Source organism: Kitasatospora sp. NPDC114501, assembly GCF_055633695.1.
Genome location: NZ_JBVKDS010000007.1, coordinates 344,461 through 361,445 on the forward strand (window position 1 = coordinate 344,461; position 16,985 = coordinate 361,445).

At 75.2% G+C, this 16,985-nt stretch carries 13 protein-coding genes; 9 read left to right on the plus strand and 4 right to left on the minus strand.

Annotation, left to right across the window (positions count from 1 at the left end; all coding sequences use genetic code 11):
- Positions 1-14: 14 nt before the first annotated feature.
- The gene (locus ACZ7RU_RS15905) at positions 15-1,013 is read right to left on the minus strand and encodes a ScbA/BarX family gamma-butyrolactone biosynthesis protein (protein WP_470341522.1); all 999 of its coding nucleotides are present in this window, start codon (positions 1,011-1,013) and stop codon (positions 15-17) included.
- A 451-nt stretch (positions 1,014-1,464) separates the two neighbouring features.
- Between ACZ7RU_RS15905 and ACZ7RU_RS15910 the strand changes: the two genes are divergently transcribed.
- Entirely contained in the window at positions 1,465-2,199 is a 735-nt protein-coding gene (locus ACZ7RU_RS15910) for a ScbR family autoregulator-binding transcription factor (RefSeq protein ID WP_470341523.1), read from the plus strand.
- Positions 2,200-2,357: 158 nt separating this feature from the next.
- On the opposite strand, the gene ACZ7RU_RS15915 is transcribed toward ACZ7RU_RS15910, so the two are convergent.
- A complete protein-coding gene (locus tag ACZ7RU_RS15915; protein WP_470341524.1) occupies positions 2,358-2,843 on the minus strand; it encodes an SgcJ/EcaC family oxidoreductase in 486 nt (161 codons plus the stop codon).
- Positions 2,844-2,877: 34 nt separating this feature from the next.
- A complete protein-coding gene (locus ACZ7RU_RS15920) occupies positions 2,878-3,597 on the minus strand; it encodes a TioE family transcriptional regulator (RefSeq protein ID WP_470341525.1) in 720 nt (239 codons plus the stop codon).
- Positions 3,598-3,735: 138 nt separating this feature from the next.
- On the opposite strand from ACZ7RU_RS15920, the gene ACZ7RU_RS15925 reads away from it, so the two are divergent.
- Complete coding sequence (locus ACZ7RU_RS15925) at positions 3,736-4,890, plus strand: erythromycin esterase family protein (RefSeq protein WP_470341526.1); 1,155 nt, start codon at positions 3,736-3,738, stop codon at positions 4,888-4,890.
- Here the strand turns inward: ACZ7RU_RS15925 and ACZ7RU_RS15930 are convergent.
- On the minus strand, positions 4,803-5,669 hold the full coding sequence (locus tag ACZ7RU_RS15930) for a LysR substrate-binding domain-containing protein (protein ID WP_470341527.1): 867 nt from the start codon (positions 5,667-5,669) through the stop codon (positions 4,803-4,805). The genes ACZ7RU_RS15925 and ACZ7RU_RS15930 overlap by 88 nt on opposite strands.
- Positions 5,670-5,779: 110 nt before the next feature.
- On the opposite strand from ACZ7RU_RS15930, the gene ACZ7RU_RS15935 reads away from it, so the two are divergent.
- The 7 genes from ACZ7RU_RS15935 (at position 5,780) to ACZ7RU_RS15965 (ending at position 16,936) form a co-directional block, all read left to right on the plus strand.
- Positions 5,780-5,935, plus strand: coding sequence for a hypothetical protein (locus ACZ7RU_RS15935; protein WP_470341528.1), 156 nt, complete (start codon positions 5,780-5,782; stop codon positions 5,933-5,935).
- Positions 5,936-6,106: 171 nt separating this feature from the next.
- Positions 6,107-7,231 carry a PP2C family protein-serine/threonine phosphatase gene (locus ACZ7RU_RS15940; RefSeq protein ID WP_470341529.1) on the plus strand — a complete coding sequence of 375 codons (1,125 nt, stop codon included), beginning with the start codon at positions 6,107-6,109 and terminating at the stop codon, positions 7,229-7,231.
- A 499-nt stretch (positions 7,232-7,730) separates the two neighbouring features.
- Positions 7,731-9,062 carry an MFS transporter gene (locus tag ACZ7RU_RS15945; protein WP_470341530.1) on the plus strand — a complete coding sequence of 444 codons (1,332 nt, stop codon included), beginning with the start codon at positions 7,731-7,733 and terminating at the stop codon, positions 9,060-9,062.
- A gap of 98 nt (positions 9,063-9,160) precedes the next feature.
- A complete protein-coding gene (locus tag ACZ7RU_RS15950; RefSeq protein WP_470341531.1) occupies positions 9,161-10,447 on the plus strand; it encodes a non-ribosomal peptide synthetase in 1,287 nt (428 codons plus the stop codon).
- 376 nt (positions 10,448-10,823) lie between these two features.
- Positions 10,824-13,928 carry a non-ribosomal peptide synthetase gene (locus tag ACZ7RU_RS15955; protein WP_470341532.1) on the plus strand — a complete coding sequence of 1,035 codons (3,105 nt, stop codon included), beginning with the start codon at positions 10,824-10,826 and terminating at the stop codon, positions 13,926-13,928.
- Complete coding sequence (locus ACZ7RU_RS15960) at positions 13,925-15,100, plus strand: acyl-CoA dehydrogenase family protein (protein WP_401103881.1); 1,176 nt, start codon at positions 13,925-13,927, stop codon at positions 15,098-15,100. The genes ACZ7RU_RS15955 and ACZ7RU_RS15960 overlap by 4 nt, the downstream gene beginning before the upstream one ends.
- Before the next feature lie 21 nt (positions 15,101-15,121).
- Positions 15,122-16,936 (plus strand): amino acid adenylation domain-containing protein, encoded by a 1,815-nt coding sequence (locus ACZ7RU_RS15965; protein WP_470341533.1) that lies wholly within the window; start codon positions 15,122-15,124, stop codon positions 16,934-16,936.
- Positions 16,937-16,985: the final 49 nt, after the last annotated feature.

Here is a 16,985-nt window from a genome sequence, read left to right on the forward strand (position 1 = left end):
CGGCGGCCGTCGGGTCAGTGGTGGTCCGGGTGGCCGGTGAGCACGGTGGTGAAGACCGGTTCGCCGTGCTGGTGGCCGGTCACGGTGGTGGTGAGGGTGTCCGGCTCCTTGCCGGGGGTGCGCCGGGCGGTGATCGTGGTGGGCGTGTCGTGCTCGGCGTACCGGTGGAAGGTGGTGGCCGCGGCGGTCGGGGTGACGGTGACCGGGGTGCTCAGCGCGTTGGCCGCCTGCCGGGCCGCTTCCAGCAGCACCATGCCGGGGATGTGGTCGTTGGCGTGGTCGAAGAGGATCGGGTGCCGGAAGTCGGGGGTGAGGTGCCAGCTGCCGGGGGTGCCGGCCGGGGCCAGCACGACGTCGCACGGGCGGAGCCGGCCGACCCGGGCCGGCGGGAGCGGCTCGGCGGTCACGACCGGTGCCGAGGGGAGTTCGGCGTCGTGGCGGCCCCGGCGCAGCCGCTGGTAGGTGGCGTCCGGGACGGTGGTGAAGCGGGCGTATCCGGTGGCGGCGAGCTGTGCGCCCCGCCGGACGACGGTGTCCAGCGTGAAGTCGACGGTGGTGCCGGAGCGGCGGGGCTGGGCGGCGATCCGGACCTCCAGGGTGAGGTCGGTCGGTGCCGCACCGATCCTCAGCCGGCCGGGCCGGGTGGTGTAGTCGAGGTTCCACATCATGAACTTGTGGTCGAGCGGTACGCCGAACCGGGTGTGGGCGAGGTAGAGCCCGGCTTGACGGATCGTTTCAGCAGCTTGGAGCGGGTCGTGGTGGGTGCCGTCCGGGGTGCTGAAGAAGGTGTGCGCCCGCGGCCACTGCGCGGTGACTGCGAAGGCGGTATCGGTCAACCGTTCGCTGCCGGTGAGGAAGACCTCGGCATGGCAGGCCCGGTGGACGTACTCCTTGGCAACGGTGCTGGTCAGACGAGGCGCCGGAACCGCTGCTGCGGCCGGGCCGGGGATCGTCCCGGAGTCCGTGCCGGTGGCGAGGGGGGAGGTGGGCGTGCGGAAGGCAAGCAGAGTCATAGGAGCGCTCCGAAGGGCCGTGACGGGCGGGGTGGGCTGCTCAGGGCTCGTAAGATACGTACCTGCCGGTTTGGTTTTCAAGGAGTCAGAGCACACGTTCGTCAGCGGCCGAGCGTGGTCGGGTGGGCACGGTGGGTGGTTGTTGATCACCGTCGGAGCTCGGCTCCTTAGGGCGGACCTCGTTGACCTGCGGGAATGATACCGACGATGTTTGACAGGTTCATTATCTCCGGACGGCCGCCCGTTGTCCTTCTGTCGGGAAGTGGGAGTCGGGGCTCCGGCTGTGGGCCTGGTGGCGAGATCCCTGCCCGCCCCGGGCCGCTCGCAACGGCTTCGGTCCGCTCGAGGACGGCCCTAAAGGGCCTCGGGCTCCCGGGTCACTTCGATGACGGCGGGTAAGATACGGGGTGTTTGGTTTTGTTTGCCGAGCGTTTCGGGTGGGGTGGTTGCGGTGGTGCGACAGGAACGGGCGGTCCGGACGCGTCGGCTGATCCTGGAGGCGGCGGCGTCGGTCTTCGACGAGTACGGGTACGTGGGGGCGACCATCGGTGAGGTGGTGGCCCGTGCCGGGGTGACCCGTGGCGCGGTGTACTTCCACTTCGCCTCCAAGCGGGAGCTCGCCCAGGGCGTCGTCGAGGAGCAGTTCGGCCGGGACGAGATTCCCGAACGGCACTGCAAGCTCCAGGAGTTCGTGGACCTCGGGATGGTGGTCGCCCATCTCATGCCCCATGACCGGGTGTTGAGCGCGGGCGCGCGGCTCTCCCTCGGCCAGGACGTGTTCGGCGACCTCAGCGGTGGCGCGGCGCCCGGCTGGATCCAGCGGGCCGAGAGCGTGCTCGAGACGGCCGGCCGGCGCGGGGAACTGCTGCCCCAGGTGGTTCCCGCCGAGACGGCGTGGTTGGTGACCGGGGCGTGGACGGGAGTGCAGATCCAGTCCCAGAAGATGTCCGGCCGGACGGACCTGGAGCGCCGGGTCGCCGCGCTGTACCAGCACGTGATGCCCAGTATCGCGGTGCCCGGGGTGCTGGCCACGCTCGACCTCGCGGTGGACCGGGGCGCCCGGGTGGCCGCGGAGGTGGCGGCGGCCCGGGTGGCTCGGGCGGCGGAGGTGGTGGAGTCGGCGGAGGTCGGCGCGGACGAGGCGGCCCGGGAGGCCGGGGCGGGGAGGAAGGCCGTCCCGGCCTGAGCCCGGGGCCGTCCGGATCGGTCTGGTGTCCCGGCCAGGGGGGATGACTCCCGTTAAAGAACAAACAGTACGTTCGGTTTTGTCCTGACAAACCGCCTGTCCTGTTTTTGGACAGGGATGGGCGGGCTTGCGGGCCGACCGGGTTCGCCCGGGCGAGCCTAGTCGGCGAGCACGCCGGTGTTCTGGCAGGCGTGCAGCAGCCACCGTCCGTCGTCCTGCCTGGTCATCACGTACAGCGGGGCGCCCTCCGAGCCGCCCTCCCCGTCGCTTCCCGCCGAACGGTAGACCTGGCGGACCTTGACGGCGGCCACGTCGGGGCGGAGGAACTGGATGTGCGCCGGCTCGTAGGTGACTTCGCCGTCCCAGGCCGCGGCGGGCAGGACGGCGCGGGTGAACTCGGCGATCGCGTCCAGGCCGAGGAGGACCTTGCCGTGCGCGGTGGTCCAGATCGCCTCGGGGTGGAAGAGGGCGAGGAACGCATCCGGATCCTTGGCGCGCTGGGCGCGTTCGACGGCGGCCACGACCTGCTCGATGGCCGCGACGTCCGAGACGGCTGAAATGGCCGAGGCCGCTGAGACGGCCGAGGTGTCCGTGTCCGGGTGCTCGGGGCGGGCGGACTCGCTGGTTGTGGCTTCGGTGTTCATGGGGATCACCCTGATCCCTCAAGTGGACTTGAGGTCAAGCCCGTCGGGGCGATGCGGAGCGCAGCGCCAGGTAGTCGTCCAGGCGGGCCGAGGCGGTGAGCATCGCCAGGCCCCGGGTGGTGAGGCGCTGCTGCCAGTCGTCGAGCGCGGCGGCCAGCTCGCCGGTGCCGCCCGCCGTGCGGATCTGCCGGAGCACGGTGGCGATGTGCTCAAGCCGGTAGCCGCCCCGGCGGAGCAGGTGGGCGAGTTCGGCGTCGCGGACGTCCGTCGGGAGGTAGCGGCGGTGGCCGGTGGCACGGTCCCGGCCGGGGGTCAGGATGCCGGCGGCCTCCCAGGCCCGCAGGGTCGCGGGGGTGACGCCGAGCCGGTGTGCGACCTCGCCGACGGAGCGGGGGCCGGGCAGCGCGGGGAGGCCGGTTCCGGGTGCGGCGCCGCCGGTCAGATGGCCGACGGCCGCGCGGACGGCGGCGAGGGTCTCCCGGTCGCGCAGCAACTGGGCGTGGCCCCGGTCGAGTTCGGTGAGGGCGTCACCGAGCCGGTCGGCATGGACGGCGGTCATGACCGGTCCGGCGGTCGCGTGCCCGTACGCCGGGACGAGAGCGAGGTAGGCGCGCAGGGCTGCCGCGTGCGGCTCGGCGTAGATCCGGTACCCGGTGGGCGTGCGTTCGGCGGGCGGGAGGAAGCCGTCGCGCTCGTAGTTGCGGACCGCCTGGGTCGAGATGCCGTGCTCGCGCGCGAGGTCGGCGGGGCGCATGGTCGTCTCCCGTTCCGGGCCGGGTGGGTGTTCGCAGTCGGCTGGGGTCGTTCAGAGCTGTTTGAGGCTTTGAACAGTGGCTGAGCGGTCGTGGAGGCAAAAGTCTCAACCGTTCTTTCAAGGATACGCTTGAGGCCCATGAACCAGCACCTGCATGACTTCGTCACCCCGGCGTGCGAGCTTCTGGGCCTCGGCGAGCCGACGCACCAGGAGCCGGCGTTCGGGAGGGCCCGCAACGAGCTGTTCGCCCGGCTGGTCGACCGGGGCTTCCGGTCGATCGCGCTGGAGACCGACCGGGTGGCCGCGTTCGCCGTGGACGCCTACGTCCGGGAGGGTGTCGGCACCCTCGACTCGGCCATGGGGGAGGGCTTCACCCACGGCTTCGGGGAACTGGAGCCCAACCGCCGACTCGTCGCCTGGATGCGGGAGTTCAACCGGGAGCGGCCGCCCGGTGAGCGGCTGGCCTTCCACGGGTTCGACATCCCGACCGAGAACACCAGCGCCCCCAGCCCGCGCCGCTACCTGGAACACGCCCGCGACTACCTGGGGCTCGACCTCGACGTCGCCGGTGTGGCGGGCGAGGACGAACGCTGGAGCCGTACGGAGGCGGTGACGGATCCGGCCCGGTCTCCGGGCGACTCCGCCGACGCCGCGCGGTTGCGTTGCCTCGCCGACGACCTCATGCTCCAACTCCACATGCGGGCACCGGAACTGATCGCCGCCACCTCCTCCGCCGAGTGGTTCGCGGCCCGCGCCCGGCTGGCCGCGGGGATCGGACTGCTGCGCTACCACGCCCAGTCGGCGGTCCGGGGCCGCACCCGGAGCGCCCGGATCAGCGCCCTGCTCGGCGTGCGGGACGCGCTGATGGCGCAGAACCTCCTGGACATCCGCGGGATCGAGGCCCGGCGCGGACCGGCCCTGCTCTTCTCCCACAACCGGCACCTGCAACGGAACCCCAGCGCCTGGGCGATGGGCGAGCTGGACTGCCGCTGGACCGGCGCGGGCCACATCCTGGGAACGCTGCTGGGCGAGCGGTACGCCTTCGTCGCCGGGAGCCTGGGGCGCAGCGCGGCGCTTGGGCTGGCCGAGCCGGCGTCGGGGACGTACGAGGCCCACCTCCAGGGGAGCGGCGCGGTCTGGGAGCTGACGGAACCCGCGCTGCCCGGCGACGCCCGGACGCGGACCGACACGGTCCCTCGGCAGGGCTACTTCCCGCTCGACCGGGAGGTGTTGGACGGCGCGGCCGCGCTGCTCCACATCGCCGACGGCGCGGCGGTGCCGGCCGGGGACTGAGCGGGAGCCGGCCCCGGGTAGGCCTGCCGCAGGTGGGCCACCAGGGCGGCGGTCGGCGGGGAGGCGGGCTGTCCGGACGGCCAGGCCAGCGCGATCCGGACCCGGGGGACGGGGTCGGTGAGCGGGCGTGCGGCGACCGGCAGCGCGTCGCGGCCGTGGTCGGGGCCGCCGGATCCCGGAGTGAGCGGGTCGTGGTCCGACGCACCGGCCGCGACCGGACGGTCCGACGCACCGGTGGCCGGCGGGTGGTCCGCCGCGCAGGCCGCGACCAGCGGGACCTCCAGGACGGTGTGCAGCGCGAGCCCGGTCAGCGCCGACGAGCCGTCGTCACCCTCCTGCCCGCTCGCGGGGGCGGGCAGGGCGACGACGGCGAGGTCCAACCGGCCGTCGCGCAGGTCGGCGAGCATCCGCGCGGTGGTGTCCTCGGAGAGCGAGAAGTCGATGCCGGGGTGCTCCTGGCGGAACGCCGCGCGCTCGCCGGGGTGCTCGCCGACCTCACCCCGGAGCAGTGGAACGCGCCCTCGCTGTACGGGGGTTGGCGGGTCCGCGAGGTTGCCGCGCAGATGAGCACCGGCTTCCGGCACTCGACGGCGCGTACGCTCCTCGAACTCGCCCGCTCCGGCGGCAACGGCCACCGGATGGCCGACCGGATCGCCCGCCGGGACGCCGCCGCCATGAGCGAGCGCGAACTCGCCGCCGCCATGGCCGACCGCGCCCACCACCCGTGGCGCCCGCCGGTCGGCGGCCGGATCGCGGCCCTCGCCCACGACGCGGTCCACGGTCTCGACATCACCGTGGCGCTCGGTCTGCCCGCCCGGCTGCCGGTGGCGCGGACGGCGGCCCTGCTGGCCGGTGTCTCGCCCGCACGCTGCGGTTCTTCGGGGCTCGGGTGGACGGAGTCCGCCTGGAGGCGACGGACGCCGACTGGTCGTACGGGCCCGGGCCGCTCACCGCGCGGGGAAGGACGGAGCACCTGCTGCTGGTGGCGTACGGACGCCGGGTGCCGGCGGGGTCCGGCGCGGGGCGGTTCACCGCGAGCCGGTGACCGGGCCCACTCGGGCCCACCCGGGGCCCGCCAGGTGACGACCTGCGGGCCGACCTGCGGGACAACCGGCGGCCGACGGGCGAGGGCGGCCGTCATGCGGGGGCCGGAAGCCCGTGACTACGATCGGAGGAAGCCCTTCCGGATGGTGGTGAGACGGAAGTCAGGTCGCCGATGGCCCCGAGATCCGTGCAGTGGCCGCCGTACGTGCGGGTCGCGCCGTGGTTGCTGACCGTCGGCGGGCTGGTGTGGAACGCGCTGGATCCGACCGACTACTGGGGCGATCCGATGCTGGCGGCCGCCGCCGTCCTGGCGGGGGCGCTGCTGACGCTGCGGGACACCGTCGCGGTCGGGGTGGCCAATGTGCTCGGCATCCTGGTGCTGTCCACCCAGGACGCGTCGATCGGGACCGAGGCCGGTTGTCTGGAGCTGGGCAACACGGTGTTCGCGGCGCTGCTCGGGATCGGGGTGAACCGGGTGGTGGCCCGCCACGGCCGGCGGCTGGCGCGGGTGCGCACGGTGGCCGAGGCGGCGCAGCGGGCGGTGCTGCCGGAGCCGCCGCCGCAGGTCGGGCCGCTGTCGGTCGCGGCCTGCTACCGGGCCGCCCAGGACGAGGCGCTGATCGGCGGGGACGCGTACGCGTTGCAGGCCACCCCGTACGGCGTGCGCGGGCTGATCGCCGATGTGCGGGGCAAGGGGCTGCACGCGGTGGGGGCGGTCTCGGTGCTGCTGGGCGCCTTCCGGGAGCACTCCCACCGGCTGCCGGACCTCGCCGCGCTCGCGGACGCGCTGGAGGACTCGCTGCTGCGGGAGAGCGAGCGGATGAGCGAGGAACTGCGGCTGGAGGGGTTCATCACCGCGCTGCTGGTCGAGTTCCCGCCGGGGGAGGAGAGCGTGCGCACGCTCGACTGCGGGCACCCCGGCCCGTACCTGCTGGGTCCGTACCCACGGGGATCGGCCGCGCCCGGGGTGCGCCGGCTGGACGCGGCGGACCCCGGGCTGCCGCTGGGGATGGGCGGGCTGGGTGTGGCGCGTCCGGCGCCGGAGTGCCGGCCCTTCCCGGCCGGGTGCACGCTGCTGCTGGTGACGGACGGGGTCACCGAGGCCCGGGACGCGGCGGGGGAGTTCTACGACCCGGTGCTGGGCCTGGCCCCGCTGGGGCCGTTCGCCGGGCCGGGGGAGGTGCTGGACGCGCTGGTGGCGGACGTCGAGCGGTGGACCGGCGGGCCCCGGGACGACGACATGGCGGTGCTGGCGATCACCCGCCGGGCCTCGGAGGGGGCGGCGGCGGACGGCTGAACGCTCCACGGCTCACGCTCCACGGCTCACGCTCCACGGCTCACGGCTCACAGCTCACTGCTCACGGCTCACGAGCCGACGGACCGGGCCGGTCCGTCGACGACCCGGGGTGGCCCGGGTGACCCGGGGCGGCCGGTATCCGCCTGGTGATCCCCTTCTACGGCTCGCTTCGGTCACGCCGATATCACGATGAGGTGACAGCCGCGCGGTACTCCATGGGATCCGGCCAAGTTGAGCCTCTCCGTCCGGTGGCTGGAAAGGTGGCGTCCGAATACCGGACAGGGAAATGGACTGGCGGACCCGGAGGCGGCCGGGATGTCCGTCGGGCCGTGCCGCCTAGGCGGACGGGTGGTGCGGACGGTGCGGCTGCGCCCTGAGCGGCCGTAAGGAGCATGCAAAGACCGACCGGGGGAGTGGCGGGATTCGGCCGACCTGCGGTCCGTCCGGAAACGGACCTGGTGCTTGCCCCGTGTCGAATGCGTGACCGAGAGTCGCATCGATGAACGAGAAGCCCAGCTCCCGCCAGGCCCGTCTGCTCGGCCACCGCGACTTCCGGCTCCTGCTGACCGGAGCCGCTGCCGCCCAGACGGGCAGTCAGGTCACTCTGGTCGCCCTCCCCCTGGTCGCGGTGATGGTGCTCGACGCCACGCCGTTCGAGGTCGGACTGCTGACCGCGGCCGAGACCGCCGCCTTCCTGCTCGTCGGCCTTCCTGCGGGTGCCTGGCTGGACCGGATGCGCAAGCTGCCGGTGCTGATCCGGGCCGACGTGGTGCGCTGCCTGGCCGTGGGGTCGATCCCGCCGGCCGCGGCGTTCGGGGTGCTGACCATGCCGCAGCTCTACCTGGTGGGGCTGGTCACCGGGGTGGCGACGGTGTTCTTCGACGTCGCCCACCAGTCCTTCCTGCCCGCCGTCCTGCCGCGCGACCAACTGGTCGGCGGCAACGGAGCGCTGGAGACGGTCCGCTCCTCGGCGCAGATCGCCGGGCCGGGCCTCGGCGGCGGACTGGTCCAGTTGCTCGGCGCGCCGCTCGCCATCGTGGCCGACGCCTGCGGTTACCTCGCCTCGGCGCTGCTGCTCGCCCGGATCAAGGTCGACGAGCCGCGGCCGGAGCCCGAGCCGGGACGCTCGCTGCGCGCCGAGGTCGGGGAGGGCGTGCGCTTCGTGCTCGGCCACCCGCTGCTGCGGGCGATCGCCACCGCCACCGCCACGTCCAACCTGTTCTCTGCCGTGCTGACGGCCGTGCAGACGGTGTTCTGGGTACGGGTGCTCGACCTGTCGCCGGGCGCCATCGGCGTGCTGCTGTCGGTCTCCGCCATCGGCGGCCTGGCCGGCGCGCTGTGCGCCGGGCAGCTCGCCCGGTGGGTCGGGCAGGCCCGGCTGATCTGGCTGTCCACGCTGGTGACGGCGCCGTTCGCGCTGCTGTGGCCGCTGTCCGGCGGCGGTGCGGGCGTGGTGCTGTTCGGCCTGGCCTCCGGGGTGGTGCTGTTCGGCGCGGTGGCCTACAACGTCGCCCAGGTGAGCTTCCGGCAGAGCGTCTGCCCGCCGGAGCTGCTCGGCCGGATGAACGCCACCATGCGTTTCCTGGTGTGGGGCACCCTGCCGATCGGCGCCCTGATCGGCGGCGTGGTCGCCGACGCGGCCGGGCCGCGGGCCGCGCTCTGGCTCTGCGCCGTCGGCTTCCTGCTGGTGCCGCTGCCGCTGCTGCTCTCGCCGCTGCGGCGGATGCGCGAGCTGCCGGGCCCCGACCGCACGGCCGGGCAGGACCCGGAGGCGGGCGCGGACGCGGACGCCGCCGCCGAGGAGGGCGCCGTGAGCCCCGGCACGCCCTGAACCGATCCTCCCGACCGGTCCCTGAACCGATCCCCCCAACCGACCTCTCCCGACCGATCCCCGACCCGAGCCGCGACCGGAAACCGGAGACCGTTCCCGTGCACGCCAGCATCACCGCCGCCTACCTCGCCCGGTTCCGCACCGCCGCCGCCGAATCCCCGGTGGAGCTGCTCCCGCTGACCGGCGCCCAGCGACGGTTCCTGATCACCCGCCGGCTCGCGCCGCAGAGCCGCACCGACGTCGTCCCGCTGTTCTTCACCTACCCGCGCGGCACCCTCGACCTGGACCGGCTGGCCCGCGCCGCCGCCGCGGTGGCCGCCCACCACCCGGCGCTCTGCGGTGGTTTCGCGACCGTGCGCGGCACACCCGTGCTGCGCACCGGCGGACCCTCCGCCGAGGCCGCCCGGATCGCCGTCGCCCCCGGCGGCACCGCCCGCGCGGCGCTGCGCGCGGCCCTGCTGGACTGGCCCGCCGACGGACCCGCGCTGCGCCTGCTGGTCGCCGCCGACCCGGACGGGGACGAGGAACTGCTCGCCCTCGCACTGGACCACGCCGCCTGCGACGAGCAGTCGCTCGGCGCGCTCGCCGCCGAACTCGGCGCGGCGTACGAGCAGGACGAGCCGCCCGCGGACGGGCCCTCGCCCCAGGCGCTGGCCGACTACCGGCAGGCCGTCGAGCTCCAGCTCGCCGCCGAGGACGCCGCCGGCGGCCCCGCCGCCCAGGCCCACTGGGGGCGGCGGCTGGGCGGCGTGACCGGGGCGGGCGGCGGCACGGCCACCTCCACCGGCATGCTCTCCGAGCGGCTGCCGGCCGCCGAGGGCGCCGCCCGTGGCGCCGTCTTCCCGGCGCTGCTGGACGCGGTCGGCTCGGCCCTGCACCGGCTGCACCGGACGGACGACCCGCTCGCGCTCGGCTACCCGTGGGGCGGCCGACCGGCGGGCGCGCCCGCCGCGCTCGGCTGCTTCCTCAACACCCTGGTGCACCCGACGACTCCGGGCCTCGCCACGGACCTGGACGCCCTCGCGGACGCCTGGTGGGACGACCTGGATCAGGCCGGCACCCCCTTCGACGAGGTGGTCCGCGCCGCCCGCACCGCCGGCGCCCCGTGGTCGGGCGCCCTGGACGCCCTGCTCACCCTGGAGGACCTGCACCGCCGCCCACCGCTGGTGCTCGGCGGCACCCCCGGCCGGGAGACCCACCTGGACGGACGCCCGCTCGCCGCGCCGCTGGCCGTCTCCGCCTCGCACGGCGACGACCTGCTGATCCGGCTGGCCTGGGACCGCGACCGCTTCCCCGAGGCCGACGCCCACGCGGCCTTCGAGGAACTGCTCGCCGGGCTGCGGCACCACCTGCGCATCCGGCCGGTCCCGTCCCCGCAGGGCTGAGCGCGCCCGCCCACCCGAACCCGTCCACCCGTACGCCCGCGCCCGCACGTCCGATGCCGCGGGCCCCGAACTCCCCTGCCCGTACGCCCGCGCCCGCACGTCCGATGCCGCGGGCCCCGAACTCCCCTGCCCGTACGCCCGCGTCCGCACGTCCGATGCCGCGGGCCCCGAACTCCCCTGCCCACCGCGGATCCAGCACGACGGATCCGCCCCGCCCGTCCGCGTGCGTCCGACACGCCCCGGACGGGGCCCCGGGCCTCCGGCCGCTCCTCACCCCGGCGCGGCCCGGCCCGGCCCACCGGCCGGTGCGGGAAGACCCCACGCCCGCCTCCGGCCACCACAGTGCCGACAAGCCCACCACACAAGGGAATCGACGATGTTCGCACTCTCTCCCTCGCAGGAGATCGTCTGGCTGCACGAGCAGATGCTGCCGGGTAGCCGCGCCTACAACTTCACCGCCGTCCTCGACCTGTGGGGCACCCTCGACCGGGACGCGCTGCACGCCGGCCTGACCGCCGTGCTGGCCCACCACCCCGGTCTGCGGCTGGAGTTGGTGCCCAGCGCGGAGGGACTGCCCGGCCAGCGGGTCGCCGAGGCCTGCGAGCCGGAGCTGCGCCACAGCGACTTCACCGCCGAGCAGGACCCGGAGGCCACCTTCCGCCGGCTGCTCGCGGCCGAGGCCGAGGAGCCGCTGGACACCGGCCGGGCGCCGGTGCTGCGCTGGCACCTGGTCCGGCTCGGCGAGGACCACCACCGGCTGATCCACGTCGAGCACCACCTCGTCCACGACGGCCACTCCTTCGCGATCCTGCTGCGCGACCTGTTCACCGTCTACCGCGCCACCGTCCTCGGCGAGCCGTACCAGCTGGCCGCCGCCCCCTCGTACGAGGAGCACGCCCGCACCGCCGCCGACGTTCCCCGGGACCGCGCACTCGACTTCTGGACCAGGGAACTGGCCGACGCGCCGCGCGAGGTCACCCTGCCCGGGCTGGCCCGGCCGGGCGCCGAACGGCGTCACCGCGGCGGCCAGCTGCGCCAGTCGGTCGGCGCCGACCTGGCCGAGCGGCTGCGCGAGCGCAGCAAGGCGGACGGCCACACCCCGTTCAGCACCCTGCTCGCCCTGCTCGCCGAACTGCTGCGCCGGCACAGCGGCCACCGCGAGATGGTGATCGGCACCGCCGTCGGCAACCGCCCGGAGGGTTTCGAGGGCACCGTCGGCATGTTCGTCAACACCGTCCCGCTGCGCCTGCGGCTCGACCCGGCGGCGCCCGGCACCGAGGCCGTGGACGAGGTGACCGACGTCCTGCTGCGCGCGCTGCCGTACCAGGACCTGCCGGTCCAGGAGCTGACCCGTCGGCTCGGGCTGCACACCACCGGCGCCGACAACCCGCTGTTCAACGTGATGTTCAGCGCGCACGACGCGGCGCTGCCCGACGTCCAGGCGCCCGGGCTGGAGGTCTCGCTGTACGAGGGCTTCAACACCGGCACCACCCGCTTCGACCTCGACCTGGTGCTGCTGCCCGACGACCGCCGGGTGGTCGGCGAGAAGCACGGCGCCGCCGGGATGACCCTGGTCTGGGACTACGACGCCGACCTGTTCCACGAGTCCGAGGCGGTGCTGCTGTCCGAGCGGCTGCTGGAGCTGCTGCGCTGCTACCTGGACCGCCCGCAGGTGCCGATCGCCGAACTGGCCTCCGCGCCCGAGGCCGTCCCGGCGACCCCGGTTACCCCGGCCGTCCCGGCCGCACTCGACCCGGCCGCCGCCCACGACCCGACCTCGACGGCCCTGCTGGCCGGCACCGAGCGGATCAGCTACGGCGAACTCGACCGCCGGGTCACCGAGCTGGTCGAGCGGCTGCGCGCCGCCGGAGTCGCCCCCGGCCAGCCGGTGGCCACCGTGCTGCCGCGCGGCACGGACAGCGTGGTCGCCCTGCTCGCCTGCCTCCGGTACGGCGCCGTGTACGCGCCGCTGTCCACCGAGGACCCGGCCGCCCGGCTCGGGCTGCTGCTGGAGCGGCTGAGCCCGGCGCTCGTGCTGGCCACCCGGCACAGCGCGCTGGCGCTGCCCGCCGAGGGCGTCACCCCGGCGCTGCTGGACGGCCCCGCCTTCCCCAAGGCCGAGCCCGCCGCCGTGCTGGACGGCGCCGCCTACGTGATCCACACCTCCGGCTCCACCGGCGTGCCCAAGCCCGTCCTGGTCGGCCGCGAGGCCCTCGCCGGGTACGTCGCCGCGATCGTCGACCGCTACCGGCTCACCTCCGCCGACCGGGTGCTGCTGTTCGCCCGGCCGTCCTTCGACGTGGCCCTGGAGGAGGTGCTGCCCGCCCTCGCGGCCGGCGCCGCCCTGGTCGTGCCGCAGCGCGAGGTGCCCACCGGTCCCGAGCTGGTGGCCGTGCTGGCCGCCCGCGGCGTCACCGTCGCCAACCTGCCGACCAGCTACCTGCTCGCCGTCCGCGAGGACCTGCGCGAGGCGCTGGGCGACGGCCGCTGGGCGCCCCGGCTGCTGGTGCTCGGCGGCGAGCGGCTGCCCGCCCGGGCGCTGGCCGGGCTGACCGAGGCCACCACCGTGCTGAACGCGTACGGCGTCACCGAGGCCACCGTCACCTCCACCGTGTACGAGGTCACCGCCGCCGACGTCGCCGAGGACGGCGAGATCCCGCTCGGCGCCGAACTCGACGGTGTGCGGATCCACGTCCTGGACGACACCCTGCGCCCGCTCGAGCCCGGCTGCGTCGGCGAACTCGCCGTCGGCGGGGCGCTGTTGGCCGAGGGCTACCTGGGCCTGCCGGAGCCGACCGCGGCCCGCTTCACGACCGTCCCCGCACTCGGCGGCGCCCGTGTCTACCGCACCGGCGACCGCGGCTACCGCGACCTGGACGGGCGGCTGCGCTTCCTCGGCCGCGCCGACAACCAGGTCAAGCTGCGCGGGCACCGGATCGAGCTGGAGGAGATCGAGGCCGCCGCCTCCGCCGAACTCGGCGGACGCTCCTGCGCGGTACTGCTGCACACCGACCCGCAGAACGGCCCCCGGCTGATCGGCTTCCTGGAAGGCACCGAGCGCCCCGACCAGGCCGCCCTGCACGAGGCACTCGGCCGCCGGCTGCCCGGCGGACTCGTCCCGGCGAGCTGGACGGCCGTCGCCGCGATGCCGACCCTGCCCGGCGGCAAGCCCGACCGCGCCGCCCTCGCCCGCCTGGCCGCCGAGGCCGCGGACGCACCCGAGGCCGAGGAGAGCGCGCCGAGCGAGTTCACCGACCCCGGCCAGCGGCTGGTCGCCGCCGCCTGGCGCGAGGTGCTCGGCCACGACCGCTTCTCCGCGGACTCGCACTTCTTCGAGGTCGGCGGCCACTCCCTGCTCGCCGCGCAGCTCGCCGCCTACCTGGAGCCCCACCTCGGCAGCCGCCCGCCGCTGCGCACCCTGTTCCGCCACGCCGTACTGGCCGACCAGGCCAAGGCCCTCACCGCCGGAGACGCCAAGTGACCGCCCCCTCCGCCGTCCTGGAGGACGGCCACCGCGAACTCGTCGAGGCCTTCGAGTCCTTCGTGCGCCGCGAACTCGTCCCGCTGGCAGCCGAGTTGCCCGAGACCGCCGACCAGGTCCCGACCGACCTGCGGGCCTACGTCCGCAAGCGCTCCGCCGCCCTCGGCTTCTACGCGGGCGACTACCCCGAGGAACTCGGCGGCGCCGACATGCCGTTCACCGCCGTCGTCCTGCTGCACCACGCCGCCGGGCGCAGCGGCTGCGTGCTCGCCCCGTACGCGCTGGCCGGCTCCGACGGGCCGAGCCCGCTGCTGCGGCACGGCACCCCCGAGCAGGTCGAGCGCCACCTCGTCCCGCTGGTGCGCGGCGAGCAGACCCGCTGCCTCGCCCTCACCGAGCCGCACGCCGGCTCCGACGCGTTCCGCCTCACCACCACCGCCGTGCGCACCGGCGACGGCTGGGTGCTGAACGGCCGCAAGACCTTCGTCAGCAACGCCGAGCACGCCGGGATCGCCCTGGTCGTCACCGCCACCGACCTCGGCGACGGGGCCGGCCCCACGGCCGGCGCCACCGCCTTCGTGCTGCCGATGGACCAGCCCGGCCTGCGGATCGGCCAGCGCTACGAGGGCATGTCCGGCGAGCCGCTGTTCGAGCTGCTGCTGGACGGGGTCACCGTCGGCCCGGAGGCCGTGATCGGCGGCGAGGAAGGCGTCGGCGCGGCCACCGCCCTCGCCATCGACAGCCTCTCGCGCGGCCGCCTGGTGGTCGCCGCGATGTGCAACGGCATCGCCGAGCACGCGCTGCGGATCGGCGTCGAGTACGCCAAGGACCGGCGCGCCTTCGGCCGGGTGATCGGTGACTACCAGCACGTCCAGGAGCACCTGGTCGCCACCCGGGCCGAGGTCGAGGCCTCCAAGCTGCTCACCCTCGCCTGCGCCCGACTGGTCGACGAGGGCACCGAGTCGCCCGAGAACGCGGCGCTCGCCAAGCTCACCGCCTCCGAGACCGCCGTGCGCGCGGTGGACCGCTCGCTCCAGGTGCACGGAGCCACCGGCTGGGTGCGCGGGCACCCGCTGGAGTTCCTGTACCGCTACGTCCGGATGACCACGATCATCGAGGGGACCTCGGAGGTCCAGAAGGTGATCATCGCCCGTTCCATGGGCCTGAACTGACGGTACGTCACCTACCTGGAGATGATGATGGAAAACCTCGGCACGGAATCCCCGAGCATCGGCTACGGCCGTCCGCACCAGGACGGCGCGGTGCTCGACCTGTTCACCGGCTGGGCGCACCGCACCCCCGACGCGCCCGCCCTGATCGACGGCGAGCAGGTCTACAGCTACGCCGAACTCGACCGCCTCGCCGACGCCGTCGCCGAGACCCTGCGCGGCAGGGTCGGCCCGGGCGACCTGCTCGGCGTCTGCCTCGCCCACTCGGTCTCGCTGGTCGCCGTCACCCTGGCCGCCGCCAAGCTCGGCGCCGTCCACCTGCCGCTCGGCCCGCGCCCCGGCGAGCACCGGCTGCGCGCCGTCGCCGAGCAGCTGCGCCCGGCCTGCCTGGTCGGCGAGCCGGACCTGCTGCCGCCCGGCGGCGAGCGGCTGCCGCTGGACCTGCCCACCGGCGGCGGCGTGGTCGCCGCCCTGACCCCCGGCGAGCAGGTGAGCGTCCCGGCCGGCACCCACTACGCGGTGCTCACCTCCGGCTCCACCGGCACCCCGAAGGCCGTCGCCGTCACCGAGCCCGCGCTCGGCGCGCTGCTGCAGTGGTACCGCCGGCTGACCGGCCTCGGCCCCGGCGAGCGGCACAGCCTGCTGATCGGCGTCTCCTTCGACCCGCACCTGCAGGAGCTCTGGGCCGGCCTCACCTCCGGCGCGACCCTGGTCGTCGCCCCCGAGGCGGTCCGCTGGGACACCGGCGCGCTCACCGACTGGTGGCGCGAGGCCGGCATCACCGTGGCCATCCTGCCCACCCCGCTGGCCGAGCCCGTCCTCGGCCGGCCCTGGCCCGGCGGACTGGCGCTGCGCCACCTGGTGGTCGGCGGCGACCGGCTGCGCCGCGCCCCCGGGCCCGACGTCACCGCGACCGTCCACAACGCCTACGGCCCCGCCGAGGCCACCGTCACCACCACCATGCACACCATGGCCCCCGGCGCCGACCACGGCACCGGCGCCCCGCCGATCGGCCTGCCGATCGACGGCGCCGTCGTCCTGGTCACCGACGAGGACGGCCGGCCGGTGCCGCGCGGCACGGCCGGTGAACTGCGGATCGGCGGCCGCGGACTGGCCGCCGGGTACCTCGACGCCGAGTTGACCGCCCGCCGCTTCGTCGAGGCGCCCGCCGGCGTGGTCGGCACCGACCGGGTCTACCGCACCGGCGACCGGGTGGTCATGCGGCCCGACGGCGTGCTGGAGTTCCACGGCCGCCTGGACGACCAGGTCAAGGTCAGCGGCGTGCGGATCGAACCCGCCGAGGTCGAGGCCGCTTTCGAACGCGACCCGCGGGTGCACCGGGCGGTGGTCGCCGCCGAGCAGGCGCCGACCGGCGGCGCCCGGCTGCTCGCCTTCGTCCGCGCCGAGGACGGCGCCGACCCCGCGGCGCTGCTCGACGCCGTCCGCCCCTGGCTGCCCGAGCAGGCCGTGCCGTCCGCCGTCCGGCTGGTCGAGCGCTTCCCGCTGGACGCCAACGGCAAGGTGGACCGCCGGGCCCTGCTGGCCGACGCGTCGGCGGCGGAACCGGCCGAGGAGGCCCTGGACGACGAGGGGGCGACCCCGGTCGAGCGCACCGTGCTGAAGCTCTGCCGCGAGCTGATCGGCCGCGCCGACCTCGGGCCGCAGGACAACTTCTTGGCCGCGGGCGGCAATTCGCTCGCCGCGGCGAGACTGCTGGAGGCCCTGGAGAACGAGTACGGCGTACGGCTGCGCGCCCCCCTGGTGCTGCGCCAGCCCGACCTGCGGGCCGTCGCCCGGCTGGTCGAGGAGCGGGTGGCCGCCCTGGCCGCGACCGCCTGACCCCGCCCGAACCTCCTCAGCAGGGGTGCCCCGGCCCATCCGGCCGGGG